The 19,606-nt window shown below is 68.9% G+C and carries 15 protein-coding genes; 12 read left to right on the top strand and 3 right to left on the bottom strand.

From position 1 onward, the window contains the following. The first annotated feature begins 137 nt into the window (after positions 1-137). The 8 genes from BKA16_RS15030 (at position 138) to BKA16_RS14995 (ending at position 11,797) form a co-directional block, all read left to right on the top strand. Positions 138-1,631, top strand: coding sequence for a fatty acid desaturase (locus tag BKA16_RS15030; RefSeq protein WP_183371454.1), 1,494 nt, complete (start codon positions 138-140; stop codon positions 1,629-1,631). A gap of 98 nt (positions 1,632-1,729) precedes the next feature. Next, on the top strand, positions 1,730-2,893 hold the full coding sequence (locus BKA16_RS15025) for a type III polyketide synthase (protein WP_183371452.1): 1,164 nt from the start codon (positions 1,730-1,732) through the stop codon (positions 2,891-2,893). Between the two features lie 37 nt (positions 2,894-2,930). Next, positions 2,931-4,823, top strand: a complete 1,893-nt coding sequence (locus tag BKA16_RS15020; RefSeq protein WP_183371450.1) for an ATP-binding cassette domain-containing protein — start codon at positions 2,931-2,933, stop codon at positions 4,821-4,823. Next, positions 4,820-7,342 (top strand): FHA domain-containing protein, encoded by a 2,523-nt coding sequence (locus tag BKA16_RS15015; RefSeq protein WP_183371448.1) that lies wholly within the window; start codon positions 4,820-4,822, stop codon positions 7,340-7,342. The genes BKA16_RS15020 and BKA16_RS15015 overlap by 4 nt, the downstream gene beginning before the upstream one ends. A gap of 113 nt (positions 7,343-7,455) precedes the next feature. Then, positions 7,456-9,612: an RNA polymerase recycling motor ATPase HelR gene (gene helR, locus BKA16_RS15010; protein ID WP_183371446.1), complete on the top strand. Its 2,157-nt coding sequence runs from the start codon at positions 7,456-7,458 to the stop codon at positions 9,610-9,612. A 9-nt stretch (positions 9,613-9,621) separates the two neighbouring features. Next, positions 9,622-10,125, top strand: coding sequence for a M15 family metallopeptidase (locus BKA16_RS15005; RefSeq protein WP_183371445.1), 504 nt, complete (start codon positions 9,622-9,624; stop codon positions 10,123-10,125). Between the two features lie 66 nt (positions 10,126-10,191). Further along, on the top strand, positions 10,192-10,770 hold the full coding sequence (locus BKA16_RS15000) for a hypothetical protein (protein ID WP_183373094.1): 579 nt from the start codon (positions 10,192-10,194) through the stop codon (positions 10,768-10,770). A gap of 19 nt (positions 10,771-10,789) precedes the next feature. Then, entirely contained in the window at positions 10,790-11,797 is a 1,008-nt protein-coding gene (locus BKA16_RS14995; RefSeq protein WP_183371443.1) for a glutathione S-transferase family protein, read from the top strand. Positions 11,798-11,874: 77 nt separating this feature from the next. On the opposite strand, the gene BKA16_RS14990 is transcribed toward BKA16_RS14995, so the two are convergent. Further along, positions 11,875-13,314 carry an MFS transporter gene (locus BKA16_RS14990; RefSeq protein ID WP_183371442.1) on the bottom strand — a complete coding sequence of 480 codons (1,440 nt, stop codon included), beginning with the start codon at positions 13,312-13,314 and terminating at the stop codon, positions 11,875-11,877. A gap of 170 nt (positions 13,315-13,484) precedes the next feature. On the opposite strand from BKA16_RS14990, the gene BKA16_RS14985 reads away from it, so the two are divergent. Next, complete coding sequence (locus BKA16_RS14985) at positions 13,485-13,940, top strand: MarR family winged helix-turn-helix transcriptional regulator (protein ID WP_343067610.1); 456 nt, start codon at positions 13,485-13,487, stop codon at positions 13,938-13,940. Here BKA16_RS14985 and BKA16_RS14980 read toward each other — a convergent pair. Beyond that, positions 13,901-15,454: a 2-isopropylmalate synthase gene (locus BKA16_RS14980; RefSeq protein WP_183373092.1), complete on the bottom strand. Its 1,554-nt coding sequence runs from the start codon at positions 15,452-15,454 to the stop codon at positions 13,901-13,903. The two genes, BKA16_RS14985 and BKA16_RS14980, sit on opposite strands and share 40 nt — an antisense overlap. Positions 15,455-15,658: 204 nt before the next feature. Between BKA16_RS14980 and BKA16_RS14975 the strand changes: the two genes are divergently transcribed. Together BKA16_RS14975 and BKA16_RS14970 are read left to right on the top strand one after the other, a co-directional pair. Beyond that, entirely contained in the window at positions 15,659-16,333 is a 675-nt protein-coding gene (locus BKA16_RS14975; protein WP_183371440.1) for a FadR/GntR family transcriptional regulator, read from the top strand. Beyond that, positions 16,330-17,133 (top strand): ABC transporter ATP-binding protein, encoded by an 804-nt coding sequence (locus BKA16_RS14970; protein WP_183371438.1) that lies wholly within the window; start codon positions 16,330-16,332, stop codon positions 17,131-17,133. Before BKA16_RS14975 ends, BKA16_RS14970 begins: the two co-directional genes overlap by 4 nt. Here BKA16_RS14970 and BKA16_RS14965 read toward each other — a convergent pair. After that, positions 17,102-18,130, bottom strand: coding sequence for a zinc-dependent alcohol dehydrogenase family protein (locus tag BKA16_RS14965; RefSeq protein WP_183371437.1), 1,029 nt, complete (start codon positions 18,128-18,130; stop codon positions 17,102-17,104). The genes BKA16_RS14970 and BKA16_RS14965 overlap by 32 nt on opposite strands. A 173-nt stretch (positions 18,131-18,303) precedes the next feature. Here BKA16_RS14965 and BKA16_RS14960 point away from each other — a divergent pair, with 173 nt between their 5' ends. Then, positions 18,304-19,569: an MFS transporter gene (locus BKA16_RS14960; protein ID WP_183371435.1), complete on the top strand. Its 1,266-nt coding sequence runs from the start codon at positions 18,304-18,306 to the stop codon at positions 19,567-19,569. Positions 19,570-19,606 lie beyond the last annotated feature (37 nt).

Genomic DNA, 19,606 nt, shown 5'->3' with positions numbered 1-19,606 from the left:
CGGACACTTGACGGAATCGGTCGGATTCTCTACTCAATATCTGTCAATTGAATGAATCCGGATGACTCGGACGCTGCGCGGTGTCAGAGTCGATGCCAACCGCACAGCAGGTGGGCGGAATCGAGACAGGAGCGACGATGTCGTCCGAGGCCGTTCAGGCGGATGAAGCAGATGATCTTCCCGACGACTCGCCCGGCCCCGATCTGGGGCGGAAGGCGGCGCCGGACGGCGGCCCGCAGCTGTCGGACGTGTGGGTCTACAACGGGCGCGCCTACGATCTGTCCGACTGGATCTCCAAGCATCCGGGCGGGGAGTTCTTCATCGGACGCACCAAGAACCGCGACATCACCTCGATCATCGGGTCCTACCACAAGGATCCGGAGAAGGTGAGTCGCATGATCGAGCGATACGCTCTCGGCCGGGACGCGGTGATCGAGGACGTGCACCCCAAGGCGAATGCGCCGGCCTTCCTGTTCACCGAGGGATTCGACAGTTGGCGCGACACCCCGCACTACGACTTCTCGCGACAGGACGATCTCCTGCACGCGGTCCGGAGGCGGTTGACCGAACCCGAGATGCGGGCGCGGATCCGGCGCATGGATCGAGCCTTCGACATCGTCGCCGTCCTGCTGTTCATCGCCTATTTCGCGATCATGGGGCTGCGTCTGTGGAACACCTCGTGGATGCCGCTGGTCGCGTTCGTCGTCCTGATGGTGGTCGTGCGCAGCGCACTGGCCGGAGTCGGTCACTATGCGATTCATCGCGCGCAGAAGGGTGCGAACAAGATAGCGGTGAACGCCTTCGACATGAACTACGTGGCGCTCTCGTTCGTCACCGCGGACGGGCACGCGCTCCTTCACCATCCGCACACCCAGAGCCAGGTCGACATCAAGAAGAACGTCTTCACCTTCATGATGGACCTGCCTCGCCTGTACCGGGTTCCGATCCACACCGTCCACAAGTTCGGGCACACGGTCACCGGAATGACGGTCCGGCTGCTGGAGATCTGCAAACTCACCCGCCAGGTCGGCATCGCGGACATGTACGGGTCGTGGCGCGGCGGTCTGCCGCACTTCATCGGTGCGTTCGGCATGCGATTCCTGCTGCTCGGCGAGCTGATCGTGTTCATCGTCGCGGGCGACGTGCTGGCCTGGATCCTGCAGTTCGTCGCCACCCTGTGGGTCTCGACCTTCCTCGTCGTCGCCAGCCACGACTTCGACATCGACGCCGACGACGTCGAATCCGACACCGACGACTGGGCGGTGAACCAGGTGGAGCAGGCCTACGACCTCAAGGTGATCGGCAACCGGTACGTCGACTGCTTCCTCTCCGCCGGACTCAGTTCGCATCGGGTCCACCATGTGCTGCCGTATCAACGCAGCGGATTCGCCAACATCGTCACCGAGGACGTCCTGCGCGAAGAAGCCGAGAGATTCGACGTGGAATGGCTGCCCGCGAAGAGCTTCTTCACCGATCGGCTGCCGAAACAGCTGTCGACCTATCTCGGCGCACGGTCGAGAACCGCGCAGGAGAACGAGTGGGGATTCTTCCGCGAGCACTTCTCACCGACCGCGTTGAAGACGTGCGCCGATTACACGGTGAAGGGATTCACCGGCATCGGAACCGTGTGAAGCCGACCATTCGGCCGATCGACTCGATGCTCGCGACGACCGCCACGACCGGACATGATTGTCCGCACCTGTACGAGACGGTGAGAAAGGACCCCGCCATGACCCTCTCGTTCGATCCTCGACAGCGGCCCGCGCCGACGTCGCCTCCCACGCTCGAGCGTCCGTCGCCGCCGACCACGGTCGCCGTCATCGAATCGCTCGCCACCGGCGCTCCGGCGCATGTCGTCGACCAACGCGAGGCCGCGCGCCGCACCGCGCGGATCGTCGGCGATCCCGTGGCAGCCGAACGCGTCCTGCGCGTCTACGACAACACCCGGATCGCCACCCGGCGTCTCGCGATCGACCCGACCGCCGCCGAGTTCGTCGAGTTCAGCTCGCGGCCGGGCACCGTCCGCGAGCGGATGCGACTGTTCGCCGAGCACGCCGTTCCGCTCGCCGTCGACGTCGCGTCCCGGGCGATCGCCGCCGTCGACGACGTCGCCGACATCGGCTCGGTGGTCTTCGTGACCAGCACCGGGTTCGTCGCGCCGGGCGTCGACGTCGCGGTGATCAAGCGACTCGGTCTGCCGGCCACGGTGAGCCGGGTGGTCGTGAACTTCATGGGCTGTGCGGCCGCGGTCAACGGGATCCGGACCGCGAGCGACTATGTGCGGGCCCACCCGGACCGCAAGGCGTTGGTGATCTGTCTGGAGCTGCCGTCGGTGAACGCGGTGTTCGGCGGCGACGTCGTGGAGATCGTCACGCACAGCCTGTTCGGTGACGGGTGCGGCGCGATGCTCGTCGGTGCGAGTGAGCCGGGGCATGAGCTGCCGGCCGGGCAGATCGTCGTCCGCGACACGTTCAGCCGGCTGTTCGCCGATACCGAGGACGGCATCGTGCTGGGGGTCAACGACGACGGGATCACGTGTGAGCTGGCCCGGGACCTGCCCGACTACATCTACCGCGGTGTCGGCCCGGCGATCGACGCCGCGCTCGCCGAATCGGGGCTGGTGCGCGGCGATGTGCAGCTGTGGGCGATTCATCCGGGCGGCCCGGCGATCCTGGAGCAGTCCGCGCGGTCGCTCGGTCTCGCTCGGGAGCGCTCGTCGACCGGGTGGGAGGTCCTGGCCGAGTACGGGAACATGCTGAGCGTGGCGTTGGTGTTCGTGCTGGAACGGCTCATCGCCGACCGGGGCGATCACGAGGGACCGTCGACCGGGGTGGCGTTCTCGTTCGCACCCGGCGTGACCCTCGAGGGAATGCTCTTCGACCTGGTCCGCTGACCGGGGCGACGATCTCAGATCCAGGAAAGGGCACGTCATGAAGCTCTTCGGCTTCCTGTTCTCCGTCTCGTGGGCACAGATCGCCGCGGCGGTGCTGATGGGGTTGATCGGGGGAGGCGCGAACGCGTACCTGGTCACCCAGATCAACGCCGCGGTCGCGCCGCCGGGCGTCGGCGCCGATCCGTCCTGGCAACGGTTCGTGGCGACCGTCGCCGTGGTCATCGCGACGGGCCTGGCTTCGCAGATCCTGTTGATCCGACTCGCCCAGGACGCGATCTACCGGCTGCGGGCCAAGCTCAGCGCCGGCGTGGTCTCGGCCCCGCTGGAACACCTCGAACGGCTCGGCACGCATCGTCTCCTCGCCACGCTCACCGAGGATGTGCGGTCGCTGTCGATGGCCGTCTCGGCGATCCCGAGCATGTGCGTGGACATCGCGACCATCGTCGGCTGCCTCGTGTACCTGGCGGTGCTGTCGGCGCCGCTGTTCGCGATCCAGGTGGGTGCGACGCTCATCGCGATCGGCGTCGTGGAGTCGTTCCTCACCCATGTCCGGGGCATCTTCCGCGGCGCCCGCGAACGCGAGGACGACCTGCTCGGATCGTTCCATTCGGTGAGCGTCGGCATCAAGGAGCTCAAGGGCCACCGTGCACGGCGCCGCGACTTCATGGACCGGCGGCTGCTCGGCGCGGCAGCCGACCTCCGCGACCGGAACGTCGAGGCCGGCGTCAAGTTCTCGATCGGCCAGAACATCGGACAGGTCCTGCAGCTCGGGACCATGGCGCTCATCCTGTTCGGCGTCGCCGTCTGGATGGATCTGCCCGCCGAGACGATGGTCGGCTACGTGATCGTCACGACCTTCCTGGCGATGCCGATGCAGAACTTCATGAGCCGCATCCCCGATCTGCTGCGCGGCGACGTCGCCCTCGCCAAGATCACGACTCTCGAGCTCTCGATGGAGGCGCTGCACGACGAGGAGGCGCTGCCCTACACCGAACGACCGCTCGCGACCTCGGCGCGCCTGGAACTGGCCGGGCTGGGCTACACGTACCTGACCGAACCCGGCGTGCCGGGTCCGCCGCCGGGCCCCGGCGGCGAGCACCGGCGGCCGCCGGACGGCGGCGGCCGGGACGGACGGCCGCGACCGGACGTCGACTGGGGGACGAGCGGACGTGCGGAGACCGTGCCCGACGGCAGGCTCCCCGCACGACCGGGTCGACGCGGCGGACCCGCGGGCCCGCCGCCCGGACGTCAGGGCCCACCGCCTCCCGACGGCCGCGGCCCCGGCGCGCCGGGCGGACCCCCGCCCGCGGGCTTCCACCTCGGCCCCGTCGACGCCGTCTTCGAGCCGGGACGGATCACCTTCATCGTCGGCGGCAACGGCAGCGGAAAGTCGACCCTCGCCAAGCTCCTGACCGGGTTGTACGTCCCGCAGCAGGGGACGATCACGCTGAACGGCGAGCGCATCGACCACGGGAACATCGAATGGTTCCGGCAGAACACGTCGGCGATCTTCACCGACTTCCACCTGTTCGACGAATACCTCGGCTTCGACGACCCCGACCTGGACGATCGGGCCAACCGCTACCTCGACATGCTCGCCATCGGCGACAAGGCGCGCGTGCTCGACGGTCGCCTGTCGACGACGGCGCTGTCGCAGGGGCAGCGCAAACGCCTGGCCCTGGTCACCGCGATGCTCGAGGACCGGCCGATCTACCTGTTCGACGAATGGGCGGCCGACCAGGAGCCGCGGTTCCGCGACCGGTTCTACCGCGAGATCCTCGGCGACCTCGCCGCGCGCGGAAAGACCGTCGTCGTGATCACCCACGACGACCGATACTTCGACGTCGCCGACACCCTGATCAGACTCGACGTCGGAGTACAGCAGAGTACCGCGTCGCCGCACGCCACTCCCGGAGAGCACCGCCGATGACCGCCACTCTGATCGCCCCGCTGTCGGTTCGCATGGCGCAGTCCCGGCCCCAGGTGCTGCGGACGTCCCCGGCGACGTTGGGGCGCACCCCCGAGAACGACGTGGTCGTGAACCACCCCCTGGTCTCTCGGACGCATCTGGCGTTCGAATTCGTCGACGGCGCCTGGTGGATCGTCGACAGGGGGAGCACCAACGGCTTCTACCTCGACGGCGGACGCATCGCCCGTCTGCGCGCGGACCGGCAGCTGCGGATCCGGCTCGGCGACGGCACCGCCGGACCGATCGTCGAGGTGGCGCCGCAGGCGAGCAGCGGTGCGCCGCCGTCGTTCCCGCAGCGCCCGCCGACGCCCGGGCGGGCGCCGGCGCCGCGGCCCGGACGCGCACCGGGAACCGCGCCGACTCCCGCGCAGGCGCCGCCCGGCGGATACCACCAGGCGCCGCCGCGATTCGGTGCCCTGCCGCAGGCGCCGCACCTGGCCGCACTGCACCAGAACGCGTCGGCCATCTACGAGGTGCCGGGCGAGCAGCGCGGACACGAGTCCATCGCGGTCAGCGGCGTCACGACCATCGGCCGGACCCCCGACAACGACATCGTCGTCAGCGACGTCCTCGCCTCCCGCCATCACGCGCGTCTGACGTCGACCCCGCAGGGACTGCTCCTGGAGGACCTGCGCAGTGTCAACGGCACCTTCGTCAACGGTCGCCGGACGTCCTCGCAGCGACTCGCCGAGAACGACGTCGTCACCATCGGCAACTCCGACTTCGTCGTGTCCGCGGGCGCCCTGACCCGCGGGCGGCCCCAGGCGTCGGTGTCCGGCGGTCTCGCCGTGACCGGCGTCGGGCTCACCGTCGACGGGAAGAAGCTGCTCGACGACGTGTCGTTCGCGGCCGCCCCGGGCACGCTGACGGCGATCATCGGTCCGTCCGGCGCAGGCAAGTCGACGGCGTCCAGAATCGTGGCCGGGCTGAACACGCCGACCGTCGGCGCGGTGACCTTCGAAGGGCGCGGCGTGCACGCCGAGTACGAGGCGTTGCGCTCACGCATCGGGATGGTGCCGCAGGACGACGTCCTGCACGGTCGGCTGACATTGCGCCAGGCGCTGCGGTACGCGGCCGAGCTGCGACTCCCGAAGGACCTGTCGACGTCCGACCGTGACGAGGTGATCGACGGCGTGCTCGCCGAACTGCAGCTGACCGATCACGTCGACACGCGCGTGGACACACTCTCCGGCGGACAGCGCAAACGTGCCTCGGTCGCCATGGAACTGCTGACGGGACCGTCGCTGCTGATCCTGGACGAGCCGACCTCCGGCCTGGATCCGGCCCTGGACCAACAGGTGATGCGGACGCTGCGTCGCCTGGCCGACGCCGGCCGCGTGGTGCTGGTGGTGACGCACTCGCTCACCTACCTGAGCCTGTGCGATCAGGTCCTGCTCCTGGCCCCGGGCGGCAGGACCGCGTTCTGCGGGGCACCCGGCGACGTCGCGGCGGAGATGGGCACCACCGACTGGGCCGAGATCTTCGCCCACGTCGCCGAGCAGCCGGAGCGCGCGTGGGCCGCCTATCGGATGCGTCATCCGCGAGAGGCGGCCCCACCGCCGTCGACTCCGCCCGGACCCACCCCGAAGATCGCGCGCGCCGGCGTGACCCGTCAGCTGAGCACCCTCGGCAGGCGGCAGATCCGACTGATCGTCTCCGACCGCGGATATCTGGCCGTCCTCCTCGTGATGCCGATCGTGCTCGGCCTGCTGGTGCTGGTGGTGCCGGGGGACAAGGGATTCACCCGGCCGGACATGAAGGGTCCGCCGCCGGACGATGTCGGCGAAGTGCTTCAACTGCTGACCGTGTTGGTGATCGGGGCGGCGTTCATGGGCACGGCACTGGCCGTGCGCGACCTCGTCGCCGAACGCGGGATCTACGAACGCGAACGCGCCGTCGGCCTCCGTCCGGCCGCGTATCTGGCGGCCAAGATCGCCGTGTTCTGCGCGGTGGCGCCCCTGCAGGCCGCGGTGATGATCGGGATCGTCTACGGGCTGCGCGCCATGCCGACGGCCGACGACGTGACCGAACCGGGCACCGCGTATCCGATGCTCCCGCCCGCGCTGACGCTGTTCCTCGCGGTCGCGACCGTCGCGTGGGTGGGCGTCCTCGTCGGACTGGCGATCTCGGCTGCGGTCGGATCGAGCGAGCAGACGATGCCGCCGCTGGTCATCGTCGTCATGGTGCAGCTGGTCCTGTCCGGTGGAGTCATCGCGATCAGTTCGGCGGTCGTCACGCCGTTCACCTATCTACTGCCCACCTATTGGGGATTCGCCAATGCGGCCCAGGCGGTCGACGTCCCGTACATCGCGCCCGACGTGTCGCAGGTCAACCCCGTCGACCGCGCCAGCCGCGACGATCCGATCATGTATCCGTTCTGGGAGCCGTCGGCGGCCCATAGCGCGATCGGCTACGGCGCACTGGCCGCGATGGCTGTGGTCCTCGCCGGATTCGTGTACTGGAGGCTGCGACGGAGGTAGCGGACGCGTCGTCGAACTCGTCTGTCCCACTTCACTGTATATCGCGGATCGGGGCTTGCGGCAAGGCCGTGGCGAGGGTGCACAATGGTGCCTCTCCTCGATGAAAGGGCCCTGTGACCAGCACTGTCTTCGACCTCAGCCACACCTCTCCCACCAAATCCGACCCCGTCGTGATCGGCCACGACGAGGAGCGGTTGACGGCGATCGGGCTCCGTGTCGCCGAGCAGCTGGCCGAATCCGAGGCCGATCTCGACGCGGCCCGCCGCATCACCGATCTACGCGGGGCAGGCGGGGTGGAACGCGACCTGGAGATCCGCCGACTCGAAGCGCGCAGGCGTCGTCTCCGCGCGCTCGGCGGCGATCTGGTGCTCGGCCGAACAGTTCCCGCCGACGGAGCCCCGATGTACATCGGGCGCATCGGCCTCACCGACGCCGACGGGACCACGCTGCTCGTCGACTGGCGCACACCCGAGGCGGCGCCGTTCTTCGCGGCGACCGTCGCCGACCCCGCGGGCATCGTGAGCAGGCGCCACTACCGGTGGTCGCGCGGGCGGGTGATCGACTACTGGGACGAGCGATTCGACTTCGACGACACCGGTGCGGCGGCCCTCGACGCCCAGTCGTCGTTCATCGCGAGCCTGGGCGCGAGTCGGTCGGCGACGATGACGTCGGTCCTGGCCACCATCGCCGCCGACCAGGACGCGGCGATCCGCGCATCCTCGCACGGGGCGCTCGTCGTCGACGGCGGACCCGGCACCGGCAAGACCGTCGTCGCTCTGCACCGGGCCGCCTATCTGCTGTACGCCGACCCGCGCCTGCAGGGCGGTCGGGGACGGATCCTCGTGGTCGGACCGCATCGGCCGTACCTGTCGTACATCGCCGACGTGCTGCCGAGTCTCGGGGAGGACGGTGTCACGACATGCACGGTGGCCGAGATGGTTCCGGGCGGCGAGGACCTCCCGGCGGAGCCCGACCCGGAGATCGCGGCGCTCAAGGCGACGGTCGCGATGATCGCCGCCGTCGAACCCGCCGTGCGCTTCTACGAAGAGCCGCCGCGCGACGCCACGGACGTCGACACCGCCTACGGCGAGGTCCGGATCGACCGGACCGACTGGGCCGAGGCGATCGCCGCGGCCGAACCCGGAGTGCCGCACAACGAGGCGCGCGCCGAGGTGTGGGAGGCTCTGCTCGACATCGTCGTCGACGGATACGACGACGTCCCGCCCGCGGTGCTGCGCACCGAACCCGCGAGGAACCGAGACCTGGCCGTCGCCTTCGGTCGGGTGTGGCCGGTCATCGACCCCGAGGATCTCGTGTCGGATCTGTGGAGCGTGCCCGCATACCTGCGACGGTGCGCGCCGCACCTGACCGTCGAGCAGGTGCGCGCACTCCAACGGGACCGCCCGCGAGCCTGGACGGTCGCCGACCTGCCGCTGCTCGACGCCGCACGCCGTCGCCTCGGCGATCCCGACGCGGCCCGCCGCACCGCCCGAAACCGGGCCGAGACCGCACAGCGGCGGCGCGCGATGGACCGCGTCGTCGAGGATCTGATCACCTCGTCCGATGACGGTGAGGCGCTCGTGTCGATGCTGCGCGCCGAGGACATTCAGAGCGTCATCGTCGACGACGCGGGACTCGACCGACCCGAACCCGACGCGCTCGCCGGACCGTTCGCGCACATCGTCGTCGACGAGGCACAGGAACTCACCGACGCGCAGTGGCGCATGCTCGTCGACCGCTGCCCGTCTGGAAGCTTCACGATCGTCGGCGATCGAGCGCAGGCGCGGGACGGATTCGTCGAGAGCTGGCCGCAGCGGCTGCGGCGGGTCGGGATCGGCCGGGCGCGGATCGCCACGCTCACCGTCAACTACCGCACCCCGCGGGAGATCATGAACGCCGCGGCACCGGTCATCCGGGCTGTGCTGCCGGACGCGAACGTCCCGTCGTCGGTGCGTGCCACCGGGATCCCGGTGCGCCGCGGACGCATCGCCGATCTCGACACGGTCGTCGCGGACTGGCTGGACGCACACCGTGAGGGCACGGTCTGCGTGATCGGGGCGCCCGCCTTCCGTGTCCGGGCGCGGGTCGCGTCACTGAGCCCGAGCACGGCGAAGGGGCTCGAGTTCGACCTCGTCGTGCTCGTCGATCCCGCACGGTTCGGCGACGGCGTCGCCGGTGCGGTGGACCGCTACGTCGCGATGACGCGATCCACTCGGGAACTGGTGGTGCTGGGTCCCGCCGACGAGAGCCGAGTCCTCGATCCGGGGTAGTCTCGGCGCATGCGTGTTCGAGCAGTGGTGGTGGCCGTGCTGGTGTCGGTCGTCGGTCTCGCGGCGGGAGTCGCGGCGGCCGGGCAGGCGGATGCCGCGCCGCCCGCCCGCGTTCTCGGGATTCCGCTCGCGGCGGGCACCGGCGGCCTCACTCCCGAACTCGCGGTGGCCTACACGCTGGCGAAGCAGGACGCGCAGCGGTCCGGCGTGCCGCTGTCCATCACATCGGGCAAGCGATCGCGCGCCGAACAGAACCGGCTGTGGCGGCAGGGCGTCCGCGACTACGGAAGCCCGGCGATCGCCCGTCGCTGGGTGCTGCCGCCCAACGAGTCGACCCATGTGACCGGCCGCGCCGTCGACGTCGGACCGCGGGCCGGGGCGGCCTGGCTGCAGCGCAACGGGAACCGCTACGGACTGTGCCGTTCCTTCGACAACGAGTGGTGGCATTTCGAACTCTCGACGTTCCCCGGAACCCGCTGTCCGGCACCGGTTCCGGACGCCAGCCGACGCTGACACCTAGTCAATTCGAGTGCTTTGGGCCACGATGTATGGGTGGCAGACAATGCGATCTCGGAGCAGATGCCGTCGGTGAGCGACGACGGCCGCACCTATATGACGTACGAGCAGTTCGGGCGCCGGTTCTTCGAGGTGGCGGTCACCGAGGACAGGATCGGGTCGGCGTTCGCATCGGTCGCGGGGGAGTCGTTCCAGGTGGGGCCGCTGCTCGTCGGTCCGGGCGGGGTCGCCAGGGTCGAAGCCGACGTGTCGATCGCCGAACCGCGGATCCGACGGAACGTCGCCGAGACCATCACCTTCGTCGTGGAGCTCCCGCTCAAGATCGCGCTGCTGGTCGACCTGAAACTCGACCGCATCCGCTACGACGTCACCGGACTGGTGACCCTCCCGCTGACCGTTCGCTGCGCCGAACCGCTGCAACTGCGCATCGAAGTGGCCAAACCGCGTCCTCGCGACGTGATCGTCGACGTCTCGTCGGACACCATGCGTGGATCCATCATCCGGACCATCGCTCAGGTCGACGACGAGATCCGGCGTGTCATCGCCAAATTCGTCGCGGACGAGGTCGACAAACCAGAGATCAAGAAGGCCCGGCTGATCGACGTCGACGTCGAACTCGGCCGCGCCTTCGAGGGCATGTGAATCCAGAAGGGACGAGCCGATGGCAGAACACGACAGCGCAGAACACGACAGCGCAGAACACGACACGTACGTGACGGCGAATCAGCCGTACGAACGGGACACCCGCTACATCGAGACCCGGATCACCCGCGACGCCGCCGACGGCTATCCCGTCGAAGCCGACCGGTATCGCCTCGTGGTCTCGTACGCCTGCCCGTGGGCCAACCGCACCATCATCGTGCGGCGCCTGCTCGGTCTGGAGAACGCGATCAGCATGGGCGTGTGCGGACCGACCCACGACAAGCGGTCGTGGACGTTCGACCTCGATCCGGGCGGGGTGGACCCGGTGCTGGGCATCCCGCGACTGCAGGACGCGTACTTCGCGCGTGTCCCCGGATACGAGAAGGGGATCACCGTCCCGGCCATCGTCGACGTCCCGACCGGAGCGGTCGTCACGAACGACTTCCCGCAGATCACCATCGACTTCGAGACCGAGTGGGTCGAGTTCCACCGCGACGGCGCGCCGCAGCTGTATCCGGAGGATCTGCGCGCCGAGATCGACGAGGTCAACAAGCGCGTGTACCGCGACGTCAACAACGGTGTCTACCGGTGCGGTTTCGCCGGATCGCAGGAGTCCTACGACGCGGCCTACGATCAGCTGTTCGCGGCGCTGGACTGGTTGAGCGAGCGTCTCGAGAACCAGCGCTACCTCGTCGGCGACACGATCACCGAAGCCGATGTCCGCCTGTTCACCACTCTGGCCAGGTTCGATCCCGTCTACCACGGTCACTTCAAATGCAATCGGTCCAAGCTGTCGGAGATGCCGGTGCTCTGGGCGTACGCCCGTGACCTCTACCAGACGCCGGGGTTCGGCGACTGCACGAACTTCGACCACATCAAGAGCCACTACTACGAGGTGCACCGGGACATCAATCCGTCGGGCATCGTCCCGAAGGGACCGGACCTGACCAACTGGAACACCGATCACGGCCGCGAGAAGCTCGGTGGTTCGCCGTTCGGGACGGGGACCGCACCCGCACCGCTGTAGGCCCGAGCGTCGCGCACACACCGCGGCCCGCCCGATCGGCGTACGAGATCGGGCGGGCCGCGGTGTGACGAACGGGGTCAGCTCATGGTCTTCGCGGTCGGGGCCGGGGCGAGCACGCTCTCCTCCTTGCGCTTCACGGACGGGATCACCAGCGTGATGGCGACGCCGACGAAGGCGGCGACCGCCCCGACGATGAAGCAGATCTGGAAGTGCGAGTGCGTCGGGATCGCCGAGCCGAGCAGGACGCCCATCACGGCGGACGAGGTCGTCGTGCCGATGGAGCGCATCAGTCCGTTGAGACCCACCGCCGCACCGGCCTCGGTGATCGGGACCGCGTTCATGATCAACGTCGGCATGGCGGCGTATCCGATGCCGACGCCTGCGGAGACGATCACCGATGCGAGGGCCAGCTGCCACGGGGCGTTCATCAGCAGGAAGCCGAACAGGTAGCCGACGCCGAGGACGGCCGCGCCGATGGCCAGTGTGAACTTGGCGCCGATGGTGTTCATCAGATAGCCGGACACCGGGGCGAAGACCATCATCATCAGACCGCCCGGGGCCATCCACAGACCGGCGTGCAGGATCGACTGGCCCATGCCGCCGGCGGCCTCGGGGAGCTGCATCAGCAGCGGGATGACGATGGCCTGGGCCATCATGCCGAAGCCGACCGCTACGGCCGCGATATTGGTCAGCAGGACCGACGGCTTGGCGGTGGTGCGCAGGTCGACCAGCGGACTCGACACGCGGAGCTCGGCGAAGCCCCACAGCAGGAGCACGACGACGCCGACGAGGAAGAACGCGACGGTGGTTCCCGACAGCCACCCCCAGTCGTTGCCCTTCGTGACGGCGATCAGGGTGCTGCACAGACCGACGGCCAGGGCGACGGCGCCGACGAAGTCGAAGCGTCCGCCGACCGCGTCATGCACCGGCGGGACGGCGAAGAAGACCAGGGCGGCGACGACCAGCGCCAGCACGACCGACACCCAGAACAGCATGTGCCAGTCGAACGCCTCGGCGATCCACGCCGACAGCGGCATGCCGATCGCGCCGCCGACACCGAGTGTGGCACTCATCGCCGACACAGCGAACGCGGTCATCTTCGGCGGGGTCACCTCGCGCATCAGGCTGATGCCGACCGGAATGAAGCCCATCGCCAGACCCTGCAGTGCGCGACCGGTGACCACCGGGATCAGCGTCGACGTCATCGCCGGGATCAGCGAACCGATCGCGAGGAGGACCGCGCTGGCGAGCAGCACTCTGCGCTTGCCGAACATGTCGCCGAGGCGACCGGCGACCGGCATGGCGACGGCGCCGCCGAGCAGCGTCGCGGTGATGATCCACGACGCATTGCTGCGCGTGGTTCCGATGAGATCGGGGAGCTGGGGCTGGATCGGGACGATCAGCGTCTGCATCAGGGATGCGACCAGACCGCCGAGGCACAGCACGATCACTGTGACGATGGCAGCACCCGAGGCGGGTTGCGGCTGTGGCTTCGCGGCGACGGTGTCCGACGTCATTCGGGGAGGATTCCTTCACGGTTGTCTACGGAGCGCGCGTTCGACCGCACGCACTTTAGAGTATGCAAGATACATATGTATGATGCACAGTCAAAATCATCCGGCCGTGGCGACGAGTGCGCCGACCGGTGGAGGACGGCGCCGATCGCGGCGTGGAGAGGGCAGGCGAGGTGCAGTCGGACGCGGGCGATTCGATCTGGTCGTCAGAGGTGTATCGGGGGCTGGTCGACGAACTGCTGAGACTGCGCCGCCGCCGGAATCAGGTCGATTCCGGCGCGATCCTGGAGGCGTCGGCATTCGCGATCCTGTGGCTGTTCGAGGACGGACGCCCCCGCACGCTGCGCGAGTTGACCGAGGAGCTGTGCTTGGAGCAGTCGACGGTCAATCGCCAGGTCAACGCCGCGATCAAGAACGGCTACGTGGAGCGATACGAGGTTCCGGGCCAGGTCAGCCGCCTGCACCGACCCACCGACGCCGGGCTGGCGGCCTACGAGCACGACGGGCGCCGTCGCGCCCGGCATCTCGAGTCGGTGTTCGCCGACCTCGCGCCCGGAACCCCGGAGGGGCTGTTGCGGGAGTTGCGCGCCTACAACGACGCGTACGAGCGGCTCGCCGACGACGCCTGACTCTCGGCGGCGAGTACGCCCGCCGATCGCCGCGCCGCGACCGCCGCGGACCGTGGGGAGTCGCCGACGCCGCACGCCCACCCCCGAGAATCGGGCGACTCCCACGCCACGATCGCGAGCACTCCGGTGATCTTCGACACGCTCGACGGACTGTGGTGGGTCTCGACGATCTCGACCCCGCACTCGGACCCGTCCGTGTCGCGCAGATAGCTCTCGGTGAACAGTCGCCACAGGGTCTCGGCGTCGACCTCGGATCCGTGCGCGTCGGTGTGCGCCTGGACGACGCGGGCGAAGTCGATCTCCATCCGTCTCGGCAGCCGGACACCGTAGCCGGTCTCGAGCAGATATCCGATGCCGCCCTTGCCCGACTGCGAGTTCACCCGGATCACGGCGTCGTAGGTGCGGCCGATGTCGGCCGGATCGATCGGCAGGTAGGGGACCTCCCACGGCTGTCCGCGCCGACCGTCGCGGCGGGCGGCGAACCCCTTGCGGATGGCGTCCTGGTGCGTACCGCTGAACGCGGTGTGCACGAGATCGCCGACATACGGGTGGCGCGGATGCAGATCGATGCCGTTCGCGTGTTCCACGACCCGCCTGATCCGGTCGATGTCGGAGAAGTCGATCATCGGGTCGACGCCCTGTGCGTGCAGGTTCAGTGCGAGGGTCGCGATGTCGACGTTGCCGGTGCGCTCGCCGTTTCCGAAGATGCAGCCCTCCACGCGCTGAGCGCCGGCCAGGACAGCCAGCTCGGCGCAGGCGACCCCGGTCCCGCGATCGTTGTGCGGATGCACCGACAGGATCACCGAGTCGCGCCGCGCGAGACTGCGATGCATCAACTCGATCTGATCGGCGTAGACGTTCGGCGTCGCGACCTCGACGGTCGCGGGCAGGTTGAGGATCACCGGGCGGTCCGGGCAGGCGTCCCACAGTGCGGTCATCGTGTCGCACACCTCGAGCACGTAGTCCGGCTCGGTCAGGTTGAACACCTCGGGTGAGAACTCGAATCGGACGTTCGGCAGGTCGCCCGCGAACTCGAGGACGTCGCGTCCGCCCGAGGCGATCAGCTCCAGGAGTTCGGCGCGGCCGCGGCCGAGGACCACATCGCGCCAGACGGGAGCGGTGGCCGTGTACAGGTGGATCACGACGTCGCAGCCGATCCCGTCGATCGAGGCGACCGTGCGCTCGATCAGATCGCGTCGGGCCGCGGTGAACACGACGACGGTGACGTCGTCGGGCACCAGATCCTGTTCGGCGAGCAGACGGACGAAGTCGAAGTCGGTCGACGAGGCCGACGGGTAGCCGACCTCGATCTCCTTGTAGCCGATCTCGATCATCATCTCGAAGAACGCGCGCTTGCGTGTCGGGTCCATCGGTTCGGGGAGGGCCTGGTTGCCGTCGCGCAGGTCGACCGGCACCCACAGGGGTGCGGACTCGATAGTGTTCGACGGCCAGGTCCGGTCGACCAGGGGGACGTCGACTCGGCGGTGGACGTCGCGGTACTTGTGCGACGGCATGGTCGAGGTCTGCTGGCGGTTCCACGGTGTGGTCACGGGGATGCTCCTTCGTGAGGCGTTGACTGAGGCGACCGGCGTACGAGGGGCCCGCGGCGAGCTGCCGGTCGTATCGGTCAGCGCTCGCCGCGGCGAAGAAGAAGGAGATCGTGTGCCATGGGCTAGAATCTAGCACAAGTTCTCAGACAAGTAGAGGGGTGCGGGAGCATGGCGCAACGGGTTCAGCGGACGCCGCTGGCAGATCAGGCGGCCCAGCTGCTGCTCGATCGCATCCGTGCGGGGGAGTGGCGGCTGGGCGCCAAACTGCCCGGTGAGACGACGCTCGCTCCTCAGCTCGGTGTGGGCAGATCGACTGTCCGCGAGGCGATCCGGCAGCTCGCGGGGCGCGGAGTCCTGACCACGCGCCAGGGGGCGGGCGTATTCGTCGCGGCCCTGGACGCGCCGACCGACCGGGTCGCGCTCATGAGCCGAGCGTCGATCGCGTCGGTGATCGAAGCCCGCATCGCGGTCGAGACCGAGGCGGCGGCTCTGGCGGCGCAGCGTCGAACGCCTGCTCACCTGCGTGCGATCCGGAAGGCGCTGGCCGATCGGTCGGCGGCGTCGTCGGTGTCGGCGGCGTCGTACGTCGACGCGGATCTGGACTTCCACCGAGCCGTCGTCGTGGCCGCGGGCAACGATCTGCTCACCGACATGTTCGACCTGTCGACCCCGCGGGTGCGCGAGGCCATGGTCGACATGCTCGCGATGACCGGGGAGTACCATGACACCGCTGATCGCGATGCACACACCGCCCTGACGGAGGCGATCGCCGATCGCCGATCCGCGGACGCCGCACAATGCAGTCGCGGTCATCTGACCGCCATGAAGGAGACCTTGAAATGACAGACGTCCTGGCGCTCGACGCCGTCACGTTCCGGCGCAGCGGACGGGAGATCCTGCACGGCATCGATCTGACAGTGCGTGCCGGCGAGCACTGGGCACTACTCGGACCGAACGGAGCGGGCAAGACGACGATCGTGGGATTCTGTGCGGCACAGAGTCATCCGACGTCCGGGACGGTCGAGGTGCTCGGCAAGCGCCTGGGACGCGTCGACATGGCCGAACTCCGGCGCCACATCGGCCACGTCAATCCACGGCATCCGCTGCGCTCTCCGCTGTCGGTGCTGGAGGTGGTCCTGACCGGATTCACCGGTACGATCGACGCCGCGATGCGATGGGAGCCGACCGCCGGGCAGGTCGCCCGAGCGCGGGCCGCCATCGCCGAGGTCGGACTCGCCGACCGGGAGACCTTCCTCTGGCCGAACATGTCCCAGGGCGAGCGCGGACGGGCGCTCGTCGCCCGTGCCCTGGCGCCCGAGCCCGATCTGCTGCTGCTCGACGAGCCGACCACCGGCCTGGACGTCGCCGCGCGCGAACAGTTGCTCGAGACCGTCGACTCGCTCGCCCACACCTCGCCCGAGGTCGCGTCGATCCTGGTGACACACCATCTGGAGGAACTGCCCGAGACCACCAGCCATGCGATGGTCATCGCCCACGGCGACGTCGTGGCCGCCGGTCCGGTGGACGACGTGATCACGACCGACGTGATCAGCCAGGCGTTCGAGCATCCGATCGCCGTCGATCACGAGGGCCGGCGATGGAGTGCCCGCGCTATCCGGCGAACGGCTCCAGCAGCACTTTGATCGCCTCTCGCGTGTCCATCGCGCGGTAGCCGTCGGCCGCCTGCTCCAACGGGAGTGTCCGGTCGAACACTCTGCCGGGATCGATGCTGCGCGAGGCGATCCGGTCCATCAGATCCGGGAGGAACCGGCGCACCGGGGCGGGGCCGCCGTGCAAGTGCACCAGCGACCGGAACAGCCGGTTTCCGGGGATCTCCTGGCCGTGTGAGACGCCGACGAATCCGATGTGCCCGCCGGCCCGAGTCGATCCGATCGCCTGCATCATCGACTCCTGGGTGCCGACCGCCTCGATCACCGCGTGCGCGCCGAGTCCGTTCGTCATCTCCGTGATCGCGGCGACTCCCTCGTCGCCGCGAGTCTCGATGACGTCGGTGGCGCCGAACTCGACGGCCAGCGCCTGCCGGTCGGCGTGCCGACTCATCGCGATGATCCGCTCCGCGCCGAGCTCGCGCGCGGCGAGAACACCCATGAGGCCGACGGCGCCGTCGCCGACCACCGCGACAGTGTCGCCGGGGCCGACCTGCGCGGCCACGGCGGCGAACCATCCGGTGCCGAGGACGTCGGAGGCGGCCAGATACGACGGGACGAGGTCGGCGTCGGGCGTCTCGGGACACGCTACGAGCGTCCCGTCGGCCAGCGGGATCCGCGCATACTGCGCCTGCGTGCCGATACCGCCCATGCCCTGCACGTGCACACAGCCCGACTGGTAACCGGCGCGGCAGACCTCGCAGGTGTTGTCCGACGCCATGAACGAGCCGACGACGAACTGTCCCGGTCGTACGGACGAGACCTGCGAGCCGACCTCCTCGACGTACCCGACGTACTCGTGTCCCATGTGGGCGTCGTGGACGTCGTTCGCGCCGCGGTAGGGCCACAGGTCCGAACCGCAGATGCACGTGGCGGCCACGCGGATGATCGCATCGGTCTGCTGTTCGATGATCGGGTCGTCCCGATCGACGACGGACACGTTCCCCGGTGAGTGCATCATCACAGCGCGCATGTGATCAGCGTATACGCCGGATCCGACGGCCTGTCGGTACGCGGAACAACCGTCGGACCGAGTACGTTAGACAGTCTGGACTGACTAATTGCGACGGTGGACCGGCGACGCGCTCGATCGCCGGTGAGGTGAGGAGTGCGTTGACGGTGACGAGGCAGCGATCAGGACCCACGATGTTCGCCTCCCTCGCCGTACCCAACTTCCGCATCTACGTGACCGGCGCGCTCGTCTCCAACATCGGCACCTGGGTTCAGCGCGGCGCGCAGGACTGGCTGGTGCTTCAGCTCTCGGACAACTCGTCGGTGGCCGTCGGCGTCACGACCGCGCTCCAGTTCCTTCCGGCGCTGCTCCTGTCGCCGGTCGGCGGGCTGTTCGCCGACCGCTTCGACAAGCGCAGACTGCTGATGTTCACCCAGTCGTGGATGGCGATCTCCTCACTGATCCTCGGCGCCCTGGCGGTGACCGGGGTCGCCACCACGAATCTCGTGTACGTCCTGGCCTTCGTCTTCGGCATCGGCACCGCGCTGGACGCTCCGGCCCGGCAGTCGTTCGTCTCGGAGATGGTCGGCACCGACCGACTCACGAACGCGATCGGACTCAACAGTTCGGCGTTCAACGCCGCTCGCCTCATCGGACCCGGTATCGGCGGCCTGATCATCGGCGCCTTCGGCAGCGGATGGGCCATCCTGACCAACGGTGTCAGTTACCTCGCCTTCCTGATCGGGCTGCTGCTGCTCGACGAATCCAGACTGGTCCGCAGCGAGCCCGTCGCGCGCGCCAAGGGGCAGCTGCGCGAGGGATTCCGATACGTCGGCGGCAGACCTGATCTGCTCATCGCGCTCGGCGTGGCGTTCGCCATCGGCACCTGGGGGATGAACTTCCAGATGACCAACGCGCTGATGGCACGGACGGAGTTCCAGGTGGGTGCGAGCATGTACGGCGTGCTCGGCTCGGTGATGGGCATCGGTTCGCTCGTGGGAGCGCTCCTGGCGGCCCGCCGAAAGAAGGCGCCCGGCCTCAAGTTCGTCGTCGGGGCGGCCTCGATGTTCGCGGTGCTGCTCGGGGTCTCCGGCCTGGCGCCGACGGTGGTCGTCTACGCGATCGTCCTGCCGATCCTCGGCCTGTCCGCGCTCATGACGCTCACCGCGGCGAACATGTACGTCCAGACCAACGTCGACAGCCGGGTCCGGGGCCGTGTGATGGCGCTCTACATGACCCTGCTGATGGGCGGGACGCCGATCGGCTCGCCGCTGCTCGGCCTGCTGGCCTCCCATTTCGGAGCACGTGCCCCGATGGTCGGCGGCGCGATCCTGCAGATCGCGACCATCGCACTGGTCCTGGCCGCGGTCGCCGTCCTGGTGCGACGACGGGGCGAGGAGTCGACATCGTCGTCGGCGGCGTCCGAGGAGGTCGGCGAGTCGGACACGGTCGTGCCCTGACCGGCGCGCTGTGGCGGCCGCGAGTGCCCGGCTCGGG

It is taken from the genome of Gordonia humi, from assembly GCF_014197435.1.
Classification (GTDB): Bacteria; Actinomycetota; Actinomycetes; order Mycobacteriales; family Mycobacteriaceae; genus Gordonia; species Gordonia humi.
Note: the sequence above shows the minus strand (reverse complement) of the source record. Positions and strands in the feature narration are given on the sequence as shown.